General features: G+C 49.8%; 17 protein-coding genes. 10 read left to right on the top strand and 7 right to left on the bottom strand.

All coding sequences use genetic code 11. The features are described from left to right. Nucleotides 1–17 precede the first annotated feature (17 nt). From ACFSUS_RS10755 to ACFSUS_RS10745, 3 genes are all read left to right on the top strand, one after another. A complete protein-coding gene (locus tag ACFSUS_RS10755) occupies nucleotides 18–1,631 on the top strand; it encodes a sensor histidine kinase (RefSeq protein WP_381522355.1) in 1,614 nt (537 codons plus the stop codon). Nucleotides 1,632–1,954: 323 nt separating this feature from the next. Further along, the gene (locus tag ACFSUS_RS10750) at nucleotides 1,955–2,524 is read left to right on the top strand and encodes a DUF4136 domain-containing protein (RefSeq protein WP_381522354.1); all 570 of its coding nucleotides are present in this window, start codon (nucleotides 1,955–1,957) and stop codon (nucleotides 2,522–2,524) included. Between the two features lie 101 nt (nucleotides 2,525–2,625). Next, nucleotides 2,626–2,922: a hypothetical protein gene (locus ACFSUS_RS10745; protein WP_381522352.1), complete on the top strand. Its 297-nt coding sequence runs from the start codon at nucleotides 2,626–2,628 to the stop codon at nucleotides 2,920–2,922. Nucleotides 2,923–2,945: 23 nt separating this feature from the next. On the opposite strand, the gene ACFSUS_RS10740 is transcribed toward ACFSUS_RS10745, so the two are convergent. Beyond that, nucleotides 2,946–3,860: a DUF6607 family protein gene (locus tag ACFSUS_RS10740; protein WP_381522350.1), complete on the bottom strand. Its 915-nt coding sequence runs from the start codon at nucleotides 3,858–3,860 to the stop codon at nucleotides 2,946–2,948. Nucleotides 3,861–4,012: 152 nt separating this feature from the next. Between ACFSUS_RS10740 and ACFSUS_RS10735 the strand changes: the two genes are divergently transcribed. Genes ACFSUS_RS10735 through ACFSUS_RS10720 form a run of 4 tightly spaced genes read left to right on the top strand, consistent with a single transcriptional unit; the run spans nucleotide 4,013 to nucleotide 7,403 of the window. Then, on the top strand, nucleotides 4,013–6,133 hold the full coding sequence (locus tag ACFSUS_RS10735; protein WP_381522348.1) for a TonB-dependent receptor plug domain-containing protein: 2,121 nt from the start codon (nucleotides 4,013–4,015) through the stop codon (nucleotides 6,131–6,133). Nucleotides 6,134–6,165: 32 nt separating this feature from the next. Next, nucleotides 6,166–6,510 carry a hypothetical protein gene (locus tag ACFSUS_RS10730; RefSeq protein WP_381522346.1) on the top strand — a complete coding sequence of 115 codons (345 nt, stop codon included), beginning with the start codon at nucleotides 6,166–6,168 and terminating at the stop codon, nucleotides 6,508–6,510. A gap of 13 nt (nucleotides 6,511–6,523) precedes the next feature. Further along, nucleotides 6,524–6,739, top strand: a complete 216-nt coding sequence (locus tag ACFSUS_RS10725) for a hypothetical protein (RefSeq protein WP_381522344.1) — start codon at nucleotides 6,524–6,526, stop codon at nucleotides 6,737–6,739. Between the two features lie 28 nt (nucleotides 6,740–6,767). Then, nucleotides 6,768–7,403 carry an HmuY family protein gene (locus tag ACFSUS_RS10720; protein ID WP_381522343.1) on the top strand — a complete coding sequence of 212 codons (636 nt, stop codon included), beginning with the start codon at nucleotides 6,768–6,770 and terminating at the stop codon, nucleotides 7,401–7,403. Nucleotides 7,404–7,481: 78 nt separating this feature from the next. On the opposite strand, the gene ACFSUS_RS10715 is transcribed toward ACFSUS_RS10720, so the two are convergent. The 3 genes from ACFSUS_RS10715 to ACFSUS_RS10705 all read right to left on the bottom strand — a co-directional run bounded on the left by ACFSUS_RS10715 (nucleotide 7,482) and on the right by ACFSUS_RS10705 (nucleotide 9,907). Continuing rightward, on the bottom strand, nucleotides 7,482–8,012 hold the full coding sequence (locus ACFSUS_RS10715) for a ferritin (protein WP_381522341.1): 531 nt from the start codon (nucleotides 8,010–8,012) through the stop codon (nucleotides 7,482–7,484). A gap of 113 nt (nucleotides 8,013–8,125) precedes the next feature. After that, nucleotides 8,126–8,479, bottom strand: a complete 354-nt coding sequence (locus tag ACFSUS_RS10710; RefSeq protein WP_381522339.1) for a hypothetical protein — start codon at nucleotides 8,477–8,479, stop codon at nucleotides 8,126–8,128. Between the two features lie 81 nt (nucleotides 8,480–8,560). Further along, complete coding sequence (locus ACFSUS_RS10705) at nucleotides 8,561–9,907, bottom strand: peptidoglycan DD-metalloendopeptidase family protein (protein WP_381522336.1); 1,347 nt, start codon at nucleotides 9,905–9,907, stop codon at nucleotides 8,561–8,563. A gap of 210 nt (nucleotides 9,908–10,117) precedes the next feature. Here ACFSUS_RS10705 and ACFSUS_RS10700 point away from each other — a divergent pair, with 210 nt between their 5' ends. Continuing rightward, complete coding sequence (locus tag ACFSUS_RS10700; RefSeq protein WP_381522334.1) at nucleotides 10,118–10,876, top strand: ZIP family metal transporter; 759 nt, start codon at nucleotides 10,118–10,120, stop codon at nucleotides 10,874–10,876. Between the two features lie 74 nt (nucleotides 10,877–10,950). After that, nucleotides 10,951–11,493 (top strand): DUF2231 domain-containing protein, encoded by a 543-nt coding sequence (locus ACFSUS_RS10695; RefSeq protein ID WP_381522332.1) that lies wholly within the window; start codon nucleotides 10,951–10,953, stop codon nucleotides 11,491–11,493. Between the two features lie 385 nt (nucleotides 11,494–11,878). Here ACFSUS_RS10695 and ACFSUS_RS10690 read toward each other — a convergent pair whose 3' ends face one another. Genes ACFSUS_RS10690 through ACFSUS_RS10680 form a run of 3 tightly spaced genes read right to left on the bottom strand, consistent with a single transcriptional unit; the run spans nucleotide 11,879 to nucleotide 14,014 of the window. Continuing rightward, nucleotides 11,879–12,145, bottom strand: a complete 267-nt coding sequence (locus ACFSUS_RS10690; RefSeq protein ID WP_381522331.1) for a hypothetical protein — start codon at nucleotides 12,143–12,145, stop codon at nucleotides 11,879–11,881. A 48-nt stretch (nucleotides 12,146–12,193) separates the two neighbouring features. Continuing rightward, nucleotides 12,194–12,550 (bottom strand): hypothetical protein, encoded by a 357-nt coding sequence (locus ACFSUS_RS10685; protein ID WP_381522329.1) that lies wholly within the window; start codon nucleotides 12,548–12,550, stop codon nucleotides 12,194–12,196. Nucleotides 12,551–12,556: 6 nt separating this feature from the next. Beyond that, complete coding sequence (locus tag ACFSUS_RS10680) at nucleotides 12,557–14,014, bottom strand: APC family permease (RefSeq protein WP_381522328.1); 1,458 nt, start codon at nucleotides 14,012–14,014, stop codon at nucleotides 12,557–12,559. 132 nt (nucleotides 14,015–14,146) lie between these two features. On the opposite strand from ACFSUS_RS10680, the gene ubiG reads away from it, so the two are divergent. After that, a complete protein-coding gene (ubiG, locus tag ACFSUS_RS10675; protein WP_381522326.1) occupies nucleotides 14,147–14,932 on the top strand; it encodes a bifunctional 2-polyprenyl-6-hydroxyphenol methylase/3-demethylubiquinol 3-O-methyltransferase UbiG in 786 nt (261 codons plus the stop codon). Nucleotides 14,933–15,181 lie beyond the last annotated feature (249 nt).

The raw sequence follows: 15,181 nt of genomic DNA, 5'->3' as shown, positions 1-15,181 counted from the left end.
TGGTCCATAAACGTAGCATGAAGCTAGCCGAACTCGGCGGGTTTTCGCTGGCAGCACAGACAACCTTTGCTACGGCTGTTTCAGAAGTGGCTCGCTTGGCGCTAGCGGGTGGCGGATATAGTTCGTTGAAGCTGGGCATCATTGCGGATAAGGAGAAAGGCTGGCGCATAGCGGCCCGATTGCAGGACCGCCGTCGCTATCAGACCGAAGCAGCCGCCGACGCCCTCAACAACGCCCGCCGGTTAATTGATGAATTGTCGGTTGACATAACCGACCAGGGCACTGATATCTGGCTGAAGTGCGACGTGTCTGATCACCAACCTGTCAATACGGCTCGTATTGAAACCTGGAAACGTCAGTTTACGCACGAGCCACCAGCATCACCCTATGACGACATAAAACGAAAAAACAGTCAATTGCAGGAATTAGCCGACCGGCTCCGGCTGAGCGAGCAACAGTACCGGCAAATGACCAACTCGCTGCCTCTGCTGATTTTTTCGGTAACCCCCGACAATGTTCTGATATACGCTAATCACGGCTTTACTAATTTTTTGGGAAGATCGCTTCCTGAGCTGAACCAGACTGATTGGCTCTCCATTTTCCATGAGGATGATCAGAAACTGGTCAGAACGTCGTGGGCGGACAGTGTAGCCAGCGGTATGCCTTTTCAGGGTGAATGGCGTATTCAGCATGGCGTTACCGGAGAGTATATATGGCATTTGGTATCAGCGACCCCGTTACGAGACGCAAATCAACACATTCAACATTGGAATGGCTTCATGGCCAATGTGCATGCCCAGCGGGTAATGGAGCAAACCCTACGCGATAACGAAGAGTTACGGAGTAGCCAGAGTCAGTTAGAAAATAGCCAGCAGCAGTTAGAAGGAAATATCAGTGAGCTAAATCGGAGTAATACAGAACTCGCCCAGTTTGCTTACGTAGCGAGCCATGATTTGCAGGAGCCGTTACGCAAGATTCAGGCTTTTAGCTCTATGCTCACCGAGCAGTATGCGCCGGCACTAGACCCCAACGCTCAGGATATTATTCGGCGGATGCAGGCGGCTACCAGTCGTATGCAGGAGTTGATAAGGGGACTACTGGCTTACTCTCGTTTAAACACGGAGAAACCTGCTTTTCGGTCTGTATTGCTGGAGCACTTGGTGCGGGAAGTACTGGGCGACCTGGAGACGACCATCCAAGATCGAAAAGCAATTATCGATGTTGGGCCTTTACCAACTATTCACGGAAACGGGTTGCAACTGCGGCAATTATTTCAAAATTTATTGAGTAATGCCCTCAAGTTTGCCCCATCTGACCGTGTACCGTCCGTGCGCATTAGCGCATTGCTGTTAAACACGGCTCAAATCCAGACAATATATCCGGCAGCTTTAGGTAATTACGTGGAGATCAGCGTTAAGGACAACGGAATCGGCTTTGACCAGAAGCATACTGACCGAATTTTCAATTTGTTTCAGCGGTTACATGGTCGTAATGAGTACACCGGTACTGGCATCGGGTTAGCCGTTTGTAAAAAGGTAGTAGACAATCATCGGGGCTATCTAACTGCCCGTAGCCAGCCTGGCCAGGGGGCTACGTTTTTGGTTTATTTACCTGTTAGCAAATCACATTAATCAGCCAGCTAGTATCTATGACAATAGACGGTTACGTCTACTGATTGATTGTACTGATAGGGAGGCTGATTTTGAGGGGCTTCCGCTGTTTCTAAAGCTTATCAACAGCCAGCTGTTCACCGAAGCGGATTGGAAGTTAAATGTTAATATTTGTTAATTTAATGCGCTGATTAATAATGAATTAAATGTTATTAGCGTTGCGACAATCTTACTCGAAATCGGAACCAACCACCCGCACTTTTAGTTATTTAATTGTCATATACGAACGACTATTCCTTCAACGTTTAGTAGTTGGTTTGACACCACTTAACGATTCAAAACACATGACACTTAAAGGCATAATTAGCAGTCTATTCGTCGTCGGTACGCTGGCGTCCTGCGCCCCGGCCATAACGGTCAAGTACGATTACGATCCTAAAGTGAACGTTCGGCAGTTCACCACTTACCGCATTGAAGCTGACCGGCAGCGGAACGCTGACCCCATTGTGGGCAGTAACCTGAACCAGCGCCGGATTGCTGATGCGCTCGATCAGTCGCTGAAGGCTCGTGGCTACAAGCCAGTGACCCAGGGGGAAGCTGATCTGGTTGTTCGGTTCTTTACCGATTCACGCGATCGTCAGCAGATCCAGTCAAATAACATGTACTCGCCTTATTCGTGGTGGTACGGTGGCATGGGCAATAACGTATACTCACGGCAGTATGAAGAAAACCGTGTAGTGGTCAACGTTTCAGATGCCCGTACCAACGACATCATCTGGCAGGGTTGGGCAACTGGCCAGTTGAACAACCGGAACAAAGAGCGCGATCGCGATCAGACCTTCCGAGAAACGGTGGCTAACATTATGAAAAACTTCCCGGAAAGTGCCGGACAAGACTACGGCGCAGCCCGCTAATTGAACTTAACTTACTCAAGTAAAAAACCTACTGCTCCAACGGGCGGTAGGTTTTTTTATGGACCCAGCTTTTTGTTTATTTGTGTCTTTATCTTCTGTCCATGTCTGTCGGTAGCCGAGGAGTTGTGTATTCCCTGCTGACCGTAGTAGTTGTGCTGCTACTGGGAATCACAGCTTTGCTTTGGGTAGCGTACCACCGGCACCAGAGACTCGAAGACGCTACAATCGACTTACAACGTAATGTAAGTCAGCAGAAAAGCCAGATCCGCGAATTGCAGGAGCGACTTGAAGATTGTGATACAATTGATACGACACCTCCAGCCGACACCTCCTGGAATTCCATTCCCGCCGTTGACTCGGCCAGTGTCATATCCCGCTATACGCCTGCTAAGCGTTAACGTCCCGCTTTTTAAGCAAACCACTACTTTAGGTATTTCTCGATCGTTTGCCGAATAAGCTGACGGCTGGTAGCCGAGTTATACGAACCTTTTTGAGCAGCTGTTGACAGCTCGTCTAATTCACGCCCTAACACGTTTCCTTTTACCTGACCACGTAATGCTACAACAGGGCGACTCGCCAGTACTTCGTCCCAAACGGCCCGCACGTCAGCCCAATAGGTCCGGTTCTTCTGCCACCAGTCTTTGGCAATTTTGCATTTTGCTTCATCAGTACGTTTGTAGGTATTCAATCCCTTTTCAGAAGCCAGGAGCTGATCGCCGGCTTCGGAGCGGACGATTTTATCGTTATCCTGATCATGGATGTATCCTTCGGCCGTAATCTCATGGTGATTGGTTCGGCGTAGAACATTGTAATCGCTACGTTTGGTGTATTCACGACGCGGGAGGGGAGCGTCAACGGTGCTTTCCCAGAAGTGCCGTCCGTCAGCATGAATCCACGTGGCTGAACCTTCGTACCGTGGGCTGTCGTCTACTTCAAATACTTTCTGTGTCCACTGGCCTTTCACCTGCGCTGGGGAGAGCGTAATGCGTTTCCAGGTAGCGTTCTGGTCAAATTTCAACAAACTCGGATTCTGAAAGAGCCAGTCTTCGCGCCAATGCTTAATAACCATCGAGTCGCCTACCACCAATAGGTGCTGAATGACAATTTTACCAGGCTGATCTTCATCAACAAATACCCACTCGGTGCCCTTGGCCCGGTAACGATCTTTGAACGAATAGCTCTTGTCGGGTGCAAAGGTTTCGGCGTAGACAAAATCGACATCGTGGCAGCCGCATTGCTTTTTAATGGCCTCAACGTCGTCGGATTTAGGAGTGCTTTGGGTAAAGCCCTGAATGCTTATCAAAACGAGGGAGCTGAATAATAGGGATAAACGCATGATGGTAAGATAGATGTGTGCAGCTTAGTTAATGGTACAAATGTATATTTATTTAGACTGATTACAAATTACTTTCTTGTTTGTTTGGAAAGGTTCTAAATAGCTTCTACGTTTGTGGCGGCCTTCTAGTAGCAAAATCGCTCCCGTTATACATGACCTTTGCTTTCGCTATCTTGTTTGCAGCTTACCAACTGCCTGATTCTACGGCTCCTGATTCTGTTAAAGGGCGAGCGCTGGAAGAGGTAGTTGTGACAGCAACGCGCTCTGAGCGACCGATGGGTGCATTGCCCTTACCGGTCGCCGTAGTTAGTCAGAAACAAATTCGGCAGATGGGCAGCTTGCGACTCAACGATGTGTTGCGAGAACAAACCGGATTGGCAATCGTAACCGATCACGGGCAGGGACTTCAAGTGCAAGGTTTCGGCCCGGACTACACCCTTATTCTTATCGACGGTGAGCCTATTGTTGGCCGCACTGCCGGAACGCTCGACCTGACCCGCTTAGCGGTTGGTAACATTAAACAGGTCGAGATTGTAAAAGGGCCTTCATCAAGTCTCTACGGTTCGGAGGCTCTGGCTGGTGTTGTTAACATCATCACCGAAACGCCGGGCCAGGCCAAGGGAAGCTTGTCGGCTCGGTACGGGGCAAATCAGACGAGCGATTTATCGGCTGATGTCAGCTATAAATGGCCAGTTGGTAAAGCAGGGAAGCTAGGTCTTTATGCTTTTGGTGACCGCTACCAGTCGGCCGGTTATTCGCTAACTCCGGAAGCCGGTAGCCAAACCGTTGCTCCCTTTGTGAATTACACGGCCAATGGACGCATAAGCTGGGAGTTTTCGCCCGCGTTGAAGCTGTCAATATCTGGCCGCTATTTCACCGAGAGACAAGCCAATGCTTTTGCCGTTAATACAGCCGAACACGTATCGGGACCCGGTACGGTGCGGAACTACACTCTTAATCCTGTAGTTACACATCAGCTCTCAACAGCCTGGAAGCTAACGTATCGGTATTACCGCACCGGTTACCAGACCAGCACCGACTTACATTATAACGATACCCAGGCCGCTTACGATGCCAGCTTTTTCCGTCAGACCTTCAACCGGCCGGAAATCATGGTCGAGCACGTTATCAACAATAAGCACATCCTAACCTTAGGGGCTGGTTTAATCGCTGAAAGCGTTGAGGCTACTCGTTACACAAGTCGAAAGCAGTTCCAGACGCGCTACGGCTTTTTGCAATACGAATGGATGCCGACCGCTCGCCTGACGATTATTGCGGGTGGCCGCTACGACGTCCATAGCCAATACGCCAGTCAGTTTAGCCCTAAAGCTTCGGCACGGTATGACCTTAATTCACTAATAGCCTTACGTGGGAGTGTCGGAGCGGGCTTTAAAGCACCTGATTTTCGGCAACTATACCTCAACTTCGACAATGCGGTGGCTGGGTATAGTGTCTTTGGTACGCAGGAACTGGCCGATGGCATCGACCGGCTTCAGCGCCAGGGGCAAATCGCTGAAGTGTTACTCAATCCGGCTCAGTTTAGAGCTATCCGTGCCGAAAGTTCGGTAGCCTATAATCTGGGCGTTCAGCTAAAGGCGCCGAAGCAGCCCTTCACCGCCAATATAAATCTGTTCCGTAATGACATCCGTGATTTAATAGAAACACAGGTGGTGGCCCGCAAAACGAACGGGCAGAACGTCTTCAGCTATACAAACTTAAATCAGGTGTTCACCCAGGGAGCAGAAGTGGACGGTAGCTACCAATGGTCGCTTGGAAGTGGTCAACTAATGCTGAGTGGCGGATACCAGTACCTGGTGGCCAAAGACAAAGCGGTGCTCGCTGGTGTCAAGGCTGGGACGGTGTACCGCCGAAACCCCGAAACCTTAGTCAGCGAGCGGGTCAGCTCCAGCGAATATGGCGGGTTATTGAATCGGTCGAGGCATATGGCTAATGTCAAGCTATTTTATGAGCATGCTAAAAACGGCGTTTCAGCTTCATTACGGTCTATTTATCGAGGGCGTTATGGCTTTGCCGACCGGGATGGTAATTTGATTCTGGACAATGACAGCGAGTACGTTCGGGGTTATGTAACGCATAACGTCTCGGCGGCCAAAACCTGGGCCATTCGTGACGTTGGATCGCTTGCCCTGCAAGTTGGCGTAGACAACTTAGCCGGATATACCGATCCACAATACATTCCGAATCTGGCGGGGCGGCTTTGGTACGCATCGCTCCGGTGGAATTGGATGCCTCGTTTGAAACGGGCTAGTTAATGATTTTCCTCAACGCTAAACACCTGATTTTTATGAAGTGTACATGCCATATTCTGTCCAACTCAGTCAGCGGTCGTATTGTGCTTTACGGCGACGCAGCCCCTGATGATACGCACAACATTATCCTGCATTTCAACAACATCACGCAGTGGTTATGTTACGACGACTTCTTAGCGCTGGAGTGGAACGTTCGAGCCATTGACATAGCTGCCTATTTTGACAACAATCCGTATGAAGAGCGTATTCATCTCAGTACACCCTCGCGCTATCTGAATTTTAGTTTTCGGCCCGACGAACTGATCGAGTTACGCAAGATGCTGAGTGGGGCAGCGGCCCGGCTGCACTGGTTAGAGATGTTGAAAAAAGCGCAGAACTAACCAAGTATGCTGTATGACAAACGTGCTCGTTTTCAGAACTAATATCAATTCGGACAAACGCATTCATCAGGCGGCCTGTCGACTATGCAAGTTACGCGGGATCTGTCGCTGGAGCATTGATCTCGAAGACAGCGACTGCGTATTACGTGTTGAAACCGACCAACTCACCGAAGCAGATATTATCCGGCTGCTGACTCGGGCGGGCTTCCAGTGCGATAGCCTGAACTGACTTTACCAATCACTCAATTAGTGTACCCATGCGAATCTCTCAATTAACGTTGGCTCTGTTGCTAACTACCACGTTTTTTGCCTGCAACAGTACTGATGATAACCCCACTTTGCCCCAACCCTTAACGGCTACCACCGTGAAAGACCTGGCAGCTGATCCGCCAACTTCCGTTGATCCACAAACGGGCCAAGCAATTGGCAGTACAAACAAATTTACTTTGTTTAGTTTCAGGGAGAACAAACAAGTGCCCAATACTGATTCTGCCACTAATAAATGGGACATCGGCTTTCGGGGAACGACGGTTATCGTAAACGGCGGTCCGATTCGGAGCGGTCAGGGTGGGGCTTACCTGCACACGGGAACGTTCGAAGAGTTGACGACCATACCCACCAGCGCTACGTTTGCGCAGGATCAGAGCCCGACGCAATTGGCGATTACCACCGGCTCTGGAAAGGGGTGGTATAACTACAATCAGACAACGAATGTTGTCTCTCCAATTCCGGGAAAGGTGTTAGTTGTACGCACAGGCGAGGGTAGATATGCCAAGATGGAAGTGCTGAGCTACTATTTGAATGCACCGGCAACACCTGATCCAACCAGTAAGCAACGGTACTATACCTTCCGGTACGTGTACCAGCCCGACGGAAGCCAAAAGCTAAACTAAATAAACACTATAGCAGTAGATAACAAAAAAACGGCACTCAGAATGAGGTGCCGTTTTTTCTTAGAAAGAGTGCGATTGTTACTCAAATACGTTGCCGTCGTAGGTCACTTTCGATAATTGCTTGTCGAGCTCAAAAATCTGGTCAGCCGGAATCTGGTCGAAGAGGTCAATGCAGCGACGAGCGATGTATTCTTCTTCCATTTGCTCTTTCACGTACCACTTCATCAGTTCTTCGGTGGCGAAATCGCTTTCCCGACGGCAAACGGCAATGATACGGTTAATAGAATCCGTAACGGCAATTTCCTGTTCCAGGGCGCCTTCAAACACCGAACGTAGCGTATCGAACTCCTGCGGAACGGACGGTACTTCGGGCGATAGGGCCGTAGCGCCTTGATCGCAGAGGTAATGGAATATCTTCATCGCGTGGCCGCGTTCTTCTTCAGACTGTTTATAGAAAAAGCCCGCACTGTAGTCGAAGCCATTCCGGTCGCACCAGCCGGCCATGGCGAGGTATTTCGATGAAGAAACCATCTCCATCTGAATCTGTTGGTTCAGAATCAGTTCAACGGGTTCTTTGATCGATGTACGGAGCCTTGCTAAATCTTTCATAATTACTTACTGCTTTCGGTGGAACATCTTGATTAACAAATTAACAACAAAAAACCGGCCGATGTTATAGGGCCGGTTAATTCCAGTAAAATTTAGAAACAGTCTGTGTTAGCTTAAGGGGCGATAGAGCAGCCGCACTCGCGAAGCATACTATTTAGCTCAAGCATCAGGGTAGCGCCGTTGAGTAATTCACGTAAATGAATGACCTCACAAAGAGTCAATACGTAACAACGCTCGGAACGTGGAAGGGCTAAAATCTCAACATCGTAGGCATTGTCGGTGCTGAGTGCCATCTGGCGAATGTCGATGGTTTGCACCATGCGCCGGAACTGAGCAAAATCCCGCGCCGACATGGGGGTGTGCGTATCCCAAAATTCCAAGACCAGCCGATTGGTTGCATCGCACTGATAGACTACGCCTTTATCGGTTTTGAATACTTCCTGATAGGAGGTTGGTACGTTGTTCATTACGGTGTCAAAGTCCACAGGACAAAGATAAGGGCTTGTGATCAATTTAGACTAGGTCTAAACAGAATTATTTCTAATTGCTCAGGGAGCGGATGCTTGCAGAAGCCAGCCGGTCTGCTGATCAGGGCCGCGCACCAGTTGAAACTGATTGTATACGCCCAAAACCTCTACGGTAGCTCCCTGGGTTAAGGTGTCAATGGTTGCTGCTGCGGGATTCGCTTCATCCACTAAACTGCCCGGCGTAGGAAGCGTCAGACGTCGCAGTGGGCGCTTGGCGGTTTCGGTCGTATTGCTGGCCATATAGCCAGTCTGTCCGTCGGGTAACTCAACGCGTAGCCAGGTTTCGGTACCACCTACGATCGTTACAACGGCTGATTTCGGGAGCTGACGTATAATAGGGGCGTCGCTACCAGGCGCTGAACGGACGAACGAACGAGCCGCTGAAACACGTACTGAATCGCCCAGGCGTGATTCCGACAAAAGCGATTGCCGGGCCGGACCTCGCCCAAGCCGGATAAACGGCAGCGGATCGGTAGCCCCTTCGTTATAGCCGTAAATACCAAAATGGAGATGAGGCCCAGTGGTGCGAGCATTACCTGTATTACCCACAAACCCAACCGTATCGCCGACCGATACACGTTGGCCATTCGTGACGATCCAACGGTCGAGGTGGGCGTAATAGAGCCGAATGCTACGTTCGTTATCCGATATAAATACCACATTGCCACCTAAGCTATTGGTGCCAATTCCTGTCACGATGCCGTCAACTGAAGCCACCGCGGGCGTGCCTCTCGGGGCGAAAATGTCAACCCCTTCGTGCCGTCGGCGCCCGGCATCGCGCGATGCGCCAAAGAAACTGCTGATTTGTCGGCTGTCGCGGCCTTTCACCGGAAAGCTCAGCGCTGGCTCCCGAGTGATTGAAATGGTGTAGCGGCCACTCCGCAGTAACTCAGGCTGAACCCGAATCAGATACGTTTGGGTACGTCGAGGCTCCCAGGCTAGTACGTTCGTGTCAGCTTTCGACGAAGCAATCAGGTTGGTTCGGCCGCGGCCTTCCAACCCAAATACGTCAATAAACACCTGCACATCTTTTTGCCCTTGCGTTTCGACTTGCACCAGAAAACGGTCTCCCCGTTGCGCATCCAGCCGATAGCCTACCGCAAAGGCTTTATTCGACGCGAAGTAGCCACTCTCGCGGTAAGGTACTGTAATCTTGAGGGAGTCGCGAAGGGCGCGTTCGCCAGCCTGAAGCCAATCGGTACCCAGGGCCGTTCGGTCAAGTTTGGCCTCTTTGAGCGATTGGCCATATTGCTCGTGCGGAGACGATGACCGGAATAAATTTGTGGTTGGACCAACCCCAGTACAGGCTGCAAAACAACCTGCTAATGAGCCTACCAGAAGATAACGGAATAAGCTTATGAATGCCATAGTAATACTATACTAATAAACGACTTAGGCCGCTGTGATATTTCAGCCTGTAATGGGCCGTCGGACAAGTTTTATAAGGCAATGAGATAAAGGTTGATGTTAGAAAAGTTGCAATGAGTCAACAAAGGGCGTCACAACGTTGAGTTAGTATTTTTAACAAAAGTCAGGCCCGACGGTTCAAGGTTGGCAGCCACAAAAGGCGTACAGCGTATGATTCCAGAGTGGATACAGGCAGGGTTATGGGGTTTGTTGTCGGGTGGTGCCTTGCTCATTGGAGCAGCTATTGGCTATTTCGTTGAGGTACCTCAACGGCTGATTGCCAGCATAATGGCTTTTGGTAGTGGGGTATTGTTCTCCGCGCTATCGTTTGAGTTGATGGACGAAGCTTACAAAACGGGTGGGTTTGACGCTACGGCCGTTGGGTTTCTCGGCGGGGCCATTGTTTATACGACGGTCAACTATTATCTGTCGAAGCGGGGCGCTCAGCACCGGAAGCGCTCGGGTAAACAGCAGTTTTCGGAGGAGGATAACAAAGGCAGTGGACTAGCTATTGCTGTCGGGGCACTTTTGGACGGTATTCCCGAATCGATTGTGATCGGGTTGAGCTTGCTGGGTGGTAAAGGCGTGAGTGTGGTGGCGGTGGTCGCCGTGTTTCTGTCTAACATTCCGGAAGGGTTATCCAGTGCGGCTGGTATGAAAAACGCGGGCCGCTCAGTTGGTTATGTTATAGGTATCTGGGCAGGTATTGCTTTGATTTCTGGCCTGGCTGCCTTGTTAGGCTATACCTTGTTTCAAGATTACTCCAACGATGTTATTGCGGCTACAACGGCCGTAGCTGCGGGAGCCATTCTGGCCATGCTAGTCGATACAATGATTCCCGAAGCCTTCGACGAGACCCATGAATTTGCAGGGCTTATTACGGTTGTGGGCTTTCTGCTGGCATTTGTCTTATCGAAGATGCAAGGGTGACATACCGCTACCTCATAAACCCGAACATTGCTATTTATCAGTCGTTGTAAGCGCAATTACTATACTCAACGACTATGGAAAGTAGAGCAAAATTGGCGGGCCACGCAGCTCACCCGATCATGATTGTATTTCCGCTCGGACTGCTGTCTACAGCGGTAATTTTTGATGTTGTCTACCTGCTAACCGACAATTCAACCTTCGCATTGGTGTCTTACTGGATGATTGTGGCCGGTTTGCTAGGCGGATTGGTTGCGGCCGTACCAGGTTGGATCGACTGGTTTGCGATTCCGTCGGGGACGCGGGCCAAGCGAGTTGGTTTGGTGCATGGCTTAGGCAATGTTATTGTTCTGATCTTGTTTGCCGTAAGCTGGTTATTCCGGCGCGATGAAGCTGGCTACGTGCCATCGAGTGTGGCAATCGGTTTGTCGTTCATTGCTTTCCTGATTGCTGGCCTTACCGGCTGGCTAGGCAGCGAACTGGTCGAACGACTCAGCGTAGGGGTCTACAACGGAGCCCATCTGAATTCGCCCAATACGTTGTCTGGTCGACCTGCCACCGATGTTGACGGCCAGGGGGGCCGAATTGTTGACACGCACGGCCGCGAGCGTTTTGCGTAGATTACTTAATTGGGTCTGTGGCTTGATTGTCGTTATTGTACCGACCCAGCCATAGGCCCGATTAGGTTACAGTTCCGCTTCGTTAAGGAGTTGTTTGAGCGCTTTTTCGGAGATGTCTGCTTGCTCTGACTTATCATAAATCGATAACAACAGCACTCGTTCATCAAGAATGACAACGCAGGTAATAACCCGGGCACCGCCCGACTTTCACTTCCCCTTGCTTTTTATAGATAACCGAATTTTGTAGCAGTCTTTACCTATTGAAACTCCCCGCTCGGGGTTTTCAGCCAATGATTCACCCAACTGAGCAACTTCTTGCTTTAACGAAGGGTATTTTTTCGCTAATCGTTTTAATTCTTTGTCAAAGTTAGCGATGGTCTCTACGCTAAAGCTCATCTAACAAATCTTTTAGTGGACGGGCCTTAGCCTTTCCTTCGCGAATTTGTTTTAATTCTTCGAAACCTTGCCGAATGTTCTTCCTGGTTTTACGCTGAGCCGGTGTCAGCTGCGATTCAGCCGATACGTTATCGGTAGTGTGGGATTCCTCCTGATTGGCTTCCTGCTCCAGTTTTTTGGCTAAACGTCGTTTTTCCGCTGGAGGAAGCTGACTGGCTAATTTAGCTAACTGATTGAAGGTGATGACGACTGACATACACGTATGTGTTTACTCGTACTCGTAGATTTACAAAAAAGCCTGCTGCTACCGTGTATAGTAAGCTCTATTTAGCATTCGCCAGCTCAGCAGTAAGATAACACCGCCGACAATGAGTTGATAGCTGAATACCAGGGGCAGTAAGTTGTTAAGCCAGCCTTGGTCGCTCTTAGATTGGCCCGTCAGATTTGGCGTGAGTGTGGAAACAATGCTTGTGGCCATGTTGACCCATTGAGAAAGGCTTACTAACAAACCAACGGCTGCACAAAGCGATACAAAGAATAGTTTGCGTAAACCTAGCCGAGTCATGGCTACTAATAACCCGATCAGGACGAACGTGAGCACAATGGGCAGACAGGTGTACCAGGGTAGCACGAAATACGTATCATAAAGCTGAATATCCATCTCTATTTATCGGTCTTCCTTATGACTTCGCGTTGTTATGAAATAAACGGGTATCCCCAATCCTGCGATGAGTAAGCCCATGCCCGTGTTAAATGTTTTGGTATACAGCAAAATACCACAAATTGTTAATCCGGCCAGGATGTAAAGGGCGGGCACCAGCGGATAGCCAAAAGCTCGGTACGGCCGTTCGGCATCAGGTTCTTTACGACGAAGCAGGAATAACCCCCCAATGGTGACGATGTAAAAACACAGCGATGTAAACGTACAGTAGTCCAGCAAATCGCCGTAGGTGCCTGACAAGCACAGTAGCGACGCCCAGATGCATTGCAGCCACAACGCCCGACCCGGCACGGCATTCCGATTTAAGTGCGATGCTTGTTTCAGAAATAGTCCATCTTTGGCCATCGCGTAGTACAGTCGTGCTCCGGCCAGAATCAGGCCGTTGTTACAGCCAAATGTGGAAATCATAATCAGCACGGCCATGAAGGCGACGGCAATATTGCCAAAAATGGTTGAGACTGCGGCTGTAGCGACCCGGTCGGCTTCGGCAAACTGAATACCCCGACCCACAATGTCAGTGGCGATGGGTGATCCCTTCAGTGGAAGAAGAGAGAGGTACGAAACGTTAGCCAGGAAGTAGATGGTTGTTACAATGAGCGTACCAAAGAACAACGCTAGGGGAATATTGCGACGTGGATTCTTGATCTCTCCGGCAATGAACGTTACGTTGTTCCAGGCATCTGCCGAAAACAAAGAGCCTACCATAGACGTACCAAACGCCAATACGAGGGCGATACCAGCCAGCGGAATTACTTCGCCCGCAGCTGACGTTGTGCTGGCGTCCCAGGCATTCGCGAAGTTGGCCGACAACAGGCCGCTGTTCAAACCCAGGGCAATGCCAACCACAATCAGCCCCAACAGCGCGATTAGTTTAGCCGACGTAAAAACGTTCTGAATCAGCTTGCCACTTTGAACGCCCCGGCTATTGAGCCAGGTAAGAAGCACTAAACTGGCGATGGCAAAGAGTGAGCCCAACGAAATTTTAACGGGCCCCAGAGTCATCAGTACGTTGTCTGGCCCTAACGCCGGAATGAATACCGCGGTGTATTTGGTAAAAGCTACCGCCACGGCCGCTATAGTGCCGGTCTGAATAACGGTGAACACCGTCCACCCGTACACAAAACCGGTGAGGTGACCGTACGCGCGTTGAATGTAAATGTATTGACCACCGGCTTTCGGCATCATGCCCGCTAATTCGCCGTAGCTCAGTGCCGCTGCTACGGTCAATACGCCAGTTAAGACCCATAGCATGAGTAACCAACCCGATGAACCGAGATTACGGGCCATGTCGGCCGTGACAATAAAGACTCCGGAGCCAATCATAGACCCCGAAACAATCAGTGTAGAGTCGAGTAGGCTTAAAGAGCGCTTAAAATCAGTTTTTTCTTCAACTACAGGTTGCACAGAGGTTTCCGGTTTATGTGATTTATATTACAAGAAGCACGGGAATTATCAGAAATAAAACTTTTTAGGCCAGGATTGCCCGATTAACAAGATTGATCGCGCGCGGTTAATTCTGTAAGACCATCAGAGGTAATGATAAAAGTAGCTACGAACAACACCGTTTACGACGCTGATCACGACATCTGGTGGAACCCGGATGCGTTGTTTTACATGCTGAAAACATCCGTGAATCCGGCGCGCATGGGCTATTTTAAACGTATTCTGCGACAACAGCAAACGGAGGTAAACAACAAGACCCTGCTCGATGTCGGTTGCGGAGGGGGCATACTTGCCGAGGAATTTTCCGAGCAGGGCTTGCTGGTTACGGGCATCGACCCATCGACATCGGCTATTGATACAGCCCAACGACACGCGGACCGACAGCAACTTCATATTACCTATCAGCTTGGTTCGGGCGAACAACTTCCTTTTGCCGACGCTACGTTCGACTATGTGAGTTGCTGCGATGTGCTGGAGCATGTTCGGGATGTAGATGCGGTGCTGTCGGAGATTAGTCGGGTGCTAAAGCCGAAAGGCATCTTTTTCTATGACACCGTTAACCGAACGTGGCTGAGCTGGTTGTTTCTGATAAAAATTGCACAGGACTGGCCACGCTGGGCGTTTATGCAGCCTGACCAGCATCTTTACGAACGGTTTATTACGCCCTCCGAACTACATCATAAGCTCCAGCAAAATGGCTTATCGAATCATGATACGCGTGGTATGGTTGGGGACTACAACGTATTGAAAACACTGTATTACCTACGCAAACGCACGTCCGGTAAGTGGACCTTTCGCGAACTGGGCCAGCGTATGAAGATGCGCGAAGGCCAGGATACCAGCTTGTGCTATATGGGGTGGGCCAAAAAGAACACCTAATCAAGTGAAGATCTCAACGATACTTAGTTTCAGCTGCCGTATGGCGTCATGGCTACTTTTTGTTGAGCTTGTTCCGAAAAAGGATAAATAGTACAACAAGCGTTACTTCGCCCACCAGCTTCACCGCTTCAGACTGAGATCTATCCCAATGGAATATCATCCAATCTCCACTGAAATAAGCGATCAATACGTAACTTACTACCAGGCTTATTATGATGAGCCAGAATATTCTCATAGACCTATGCTCTC

The organism is Spirosoma soli, assembly GCF_042684525.1.
In the GTDB taxonomy this organism is placed as follows: Bacteria; Bacteroidota; Bacteroidia; order Cytophagales; family Spirosomataceae; genus Spirosoma; species Spirosoma soli.
Note: the sequence above shows the minus strand (reverse complement) of the source record. Positions and strands in the feature narration are given on the sequence as shown.

What these genes read in the sequence shown, in the direction of transcription:
- ACFSUS_RS10755 (WP_381522355.1), top strand. Translation starts at nt 18, where the DNA reads ATGAAGCTAGCCGAACTCGGCGGGTTTTCGCTGGCAGCACAGACAACC.
- ACFSUS_RS10750 (WP_381522354.1), top strand. Translation starts at nt 1,955, where the DNA reads ATGACACTTAAAGGCATAATTAGCAGTCTATTCGTCGTCGGTACGCTG.
- ACFSUS_RS10745 (WP_381522352.1), top strand. Translation starts at nt 2,626, where the DNA reads ATGTCTGTCGGTAGCCGAGGAGTTGTGTATTCCCTGCTGACCGTAGTA.
- ACFSUS_RS10740 (WP_381522350.1), bottom strand. Translation starts at nt 3,860, where the DNA reads ATGCGTTTATCCCTATTATTCAGCTCCCTCGTTTTGATAAGCATTCAG.
- ACFSUS_RS10735 (WP_381522348.1), top strand. Translation starts at nt 4,013, where the DNA reads ATGACCTTTGCTTTCGCTATCTTGTTTGCAGCTTACCAACTGCCTGAT.
- ACFSUS_RS10730 (WP_381522346.1), top strand. Translation starts at nt 6,166, where the DNA reads ATGAAGTGTACATGCCATATTCTGTCCAACTCAGTCAGCGGTCGTATT.
- ACFSUS_RS10725 (WP_381522344.1), top strand. Translation starts at nt 6,524, where the DNA reads ATGACAAACGTGCTCGTTTTCAGAACTAATATCAATTCGGACAAACGC.
- ACFSUS_RS10720 (WP_381522343.1), top strand. Translation starts at nt 6,768, where the DNA reads ATGCGAATCTCTCAATTAACGTTGGCTCTGTTGCTAACTACCACGTTT.
- ACFSUS_RS10715 (WP_381522341.1), bottom strand. Translation starts at nt 8,012, where the DNA reads ATGAAAGATTTAGCAAGGCTCCGTACATCGATCAAAGAACCCGTTGAA.
- ACFSUS_RS10710 (WP_381522339.1), bottom strand. Translation starts at nt 8,479, where the DNA reads ATGAACAACGTACCAACCTCCTATCAGGAAGTATTCAAAACCGATAAA.
- ACFSUS_RS10705 (WP_381522336.1), bottom strand. Translation starts at nt 9,907, where the DNA reads ATGGCATTCATAAGCTTATTCCGTTATCTTCTGGTAGGCTCATTAGCA.
- ACFSUS_RS10700 (WP_381522334.1), top strand. Translation starts at nt 10,118, where the DNA reads ATGATTCCAGAGTGGATACAGGCAGGGTTATGGGGTTTGTTGTCGGGT.
- ACFSUS_RS10695 (WP_381522332.1), top strand. Translation starts at nt 10,951, where the DNA reads ATGGAAAGTAGAGCAAAATTGGCGGGCCACGCAGCTCACCCGATCATG.
- ACFSUS_RS10690 (WP_381522331.1), bottom strand. Translation starts at nt 12,145, where the DNA reads ATGTCAGTCGTCATCACCTTCAATCAGTTAGCTAAATTAGCCAGTCAG.
- ACFSUS_RS10685 (WP_381522329.1), bottom strand. Translation starts at nt 12,550, where the DNA reads ATGGATATTCAGCTTTATGATACGTATTTCGTGCTACCCTGGTACACC.
- ubiG (WP_381522326.1), top strand. Translation starts at nt 14,147, where the DNA reads ATGATAAAAGTAGCTACGAACAACACCGTTTACGACGCTGATCACGAC.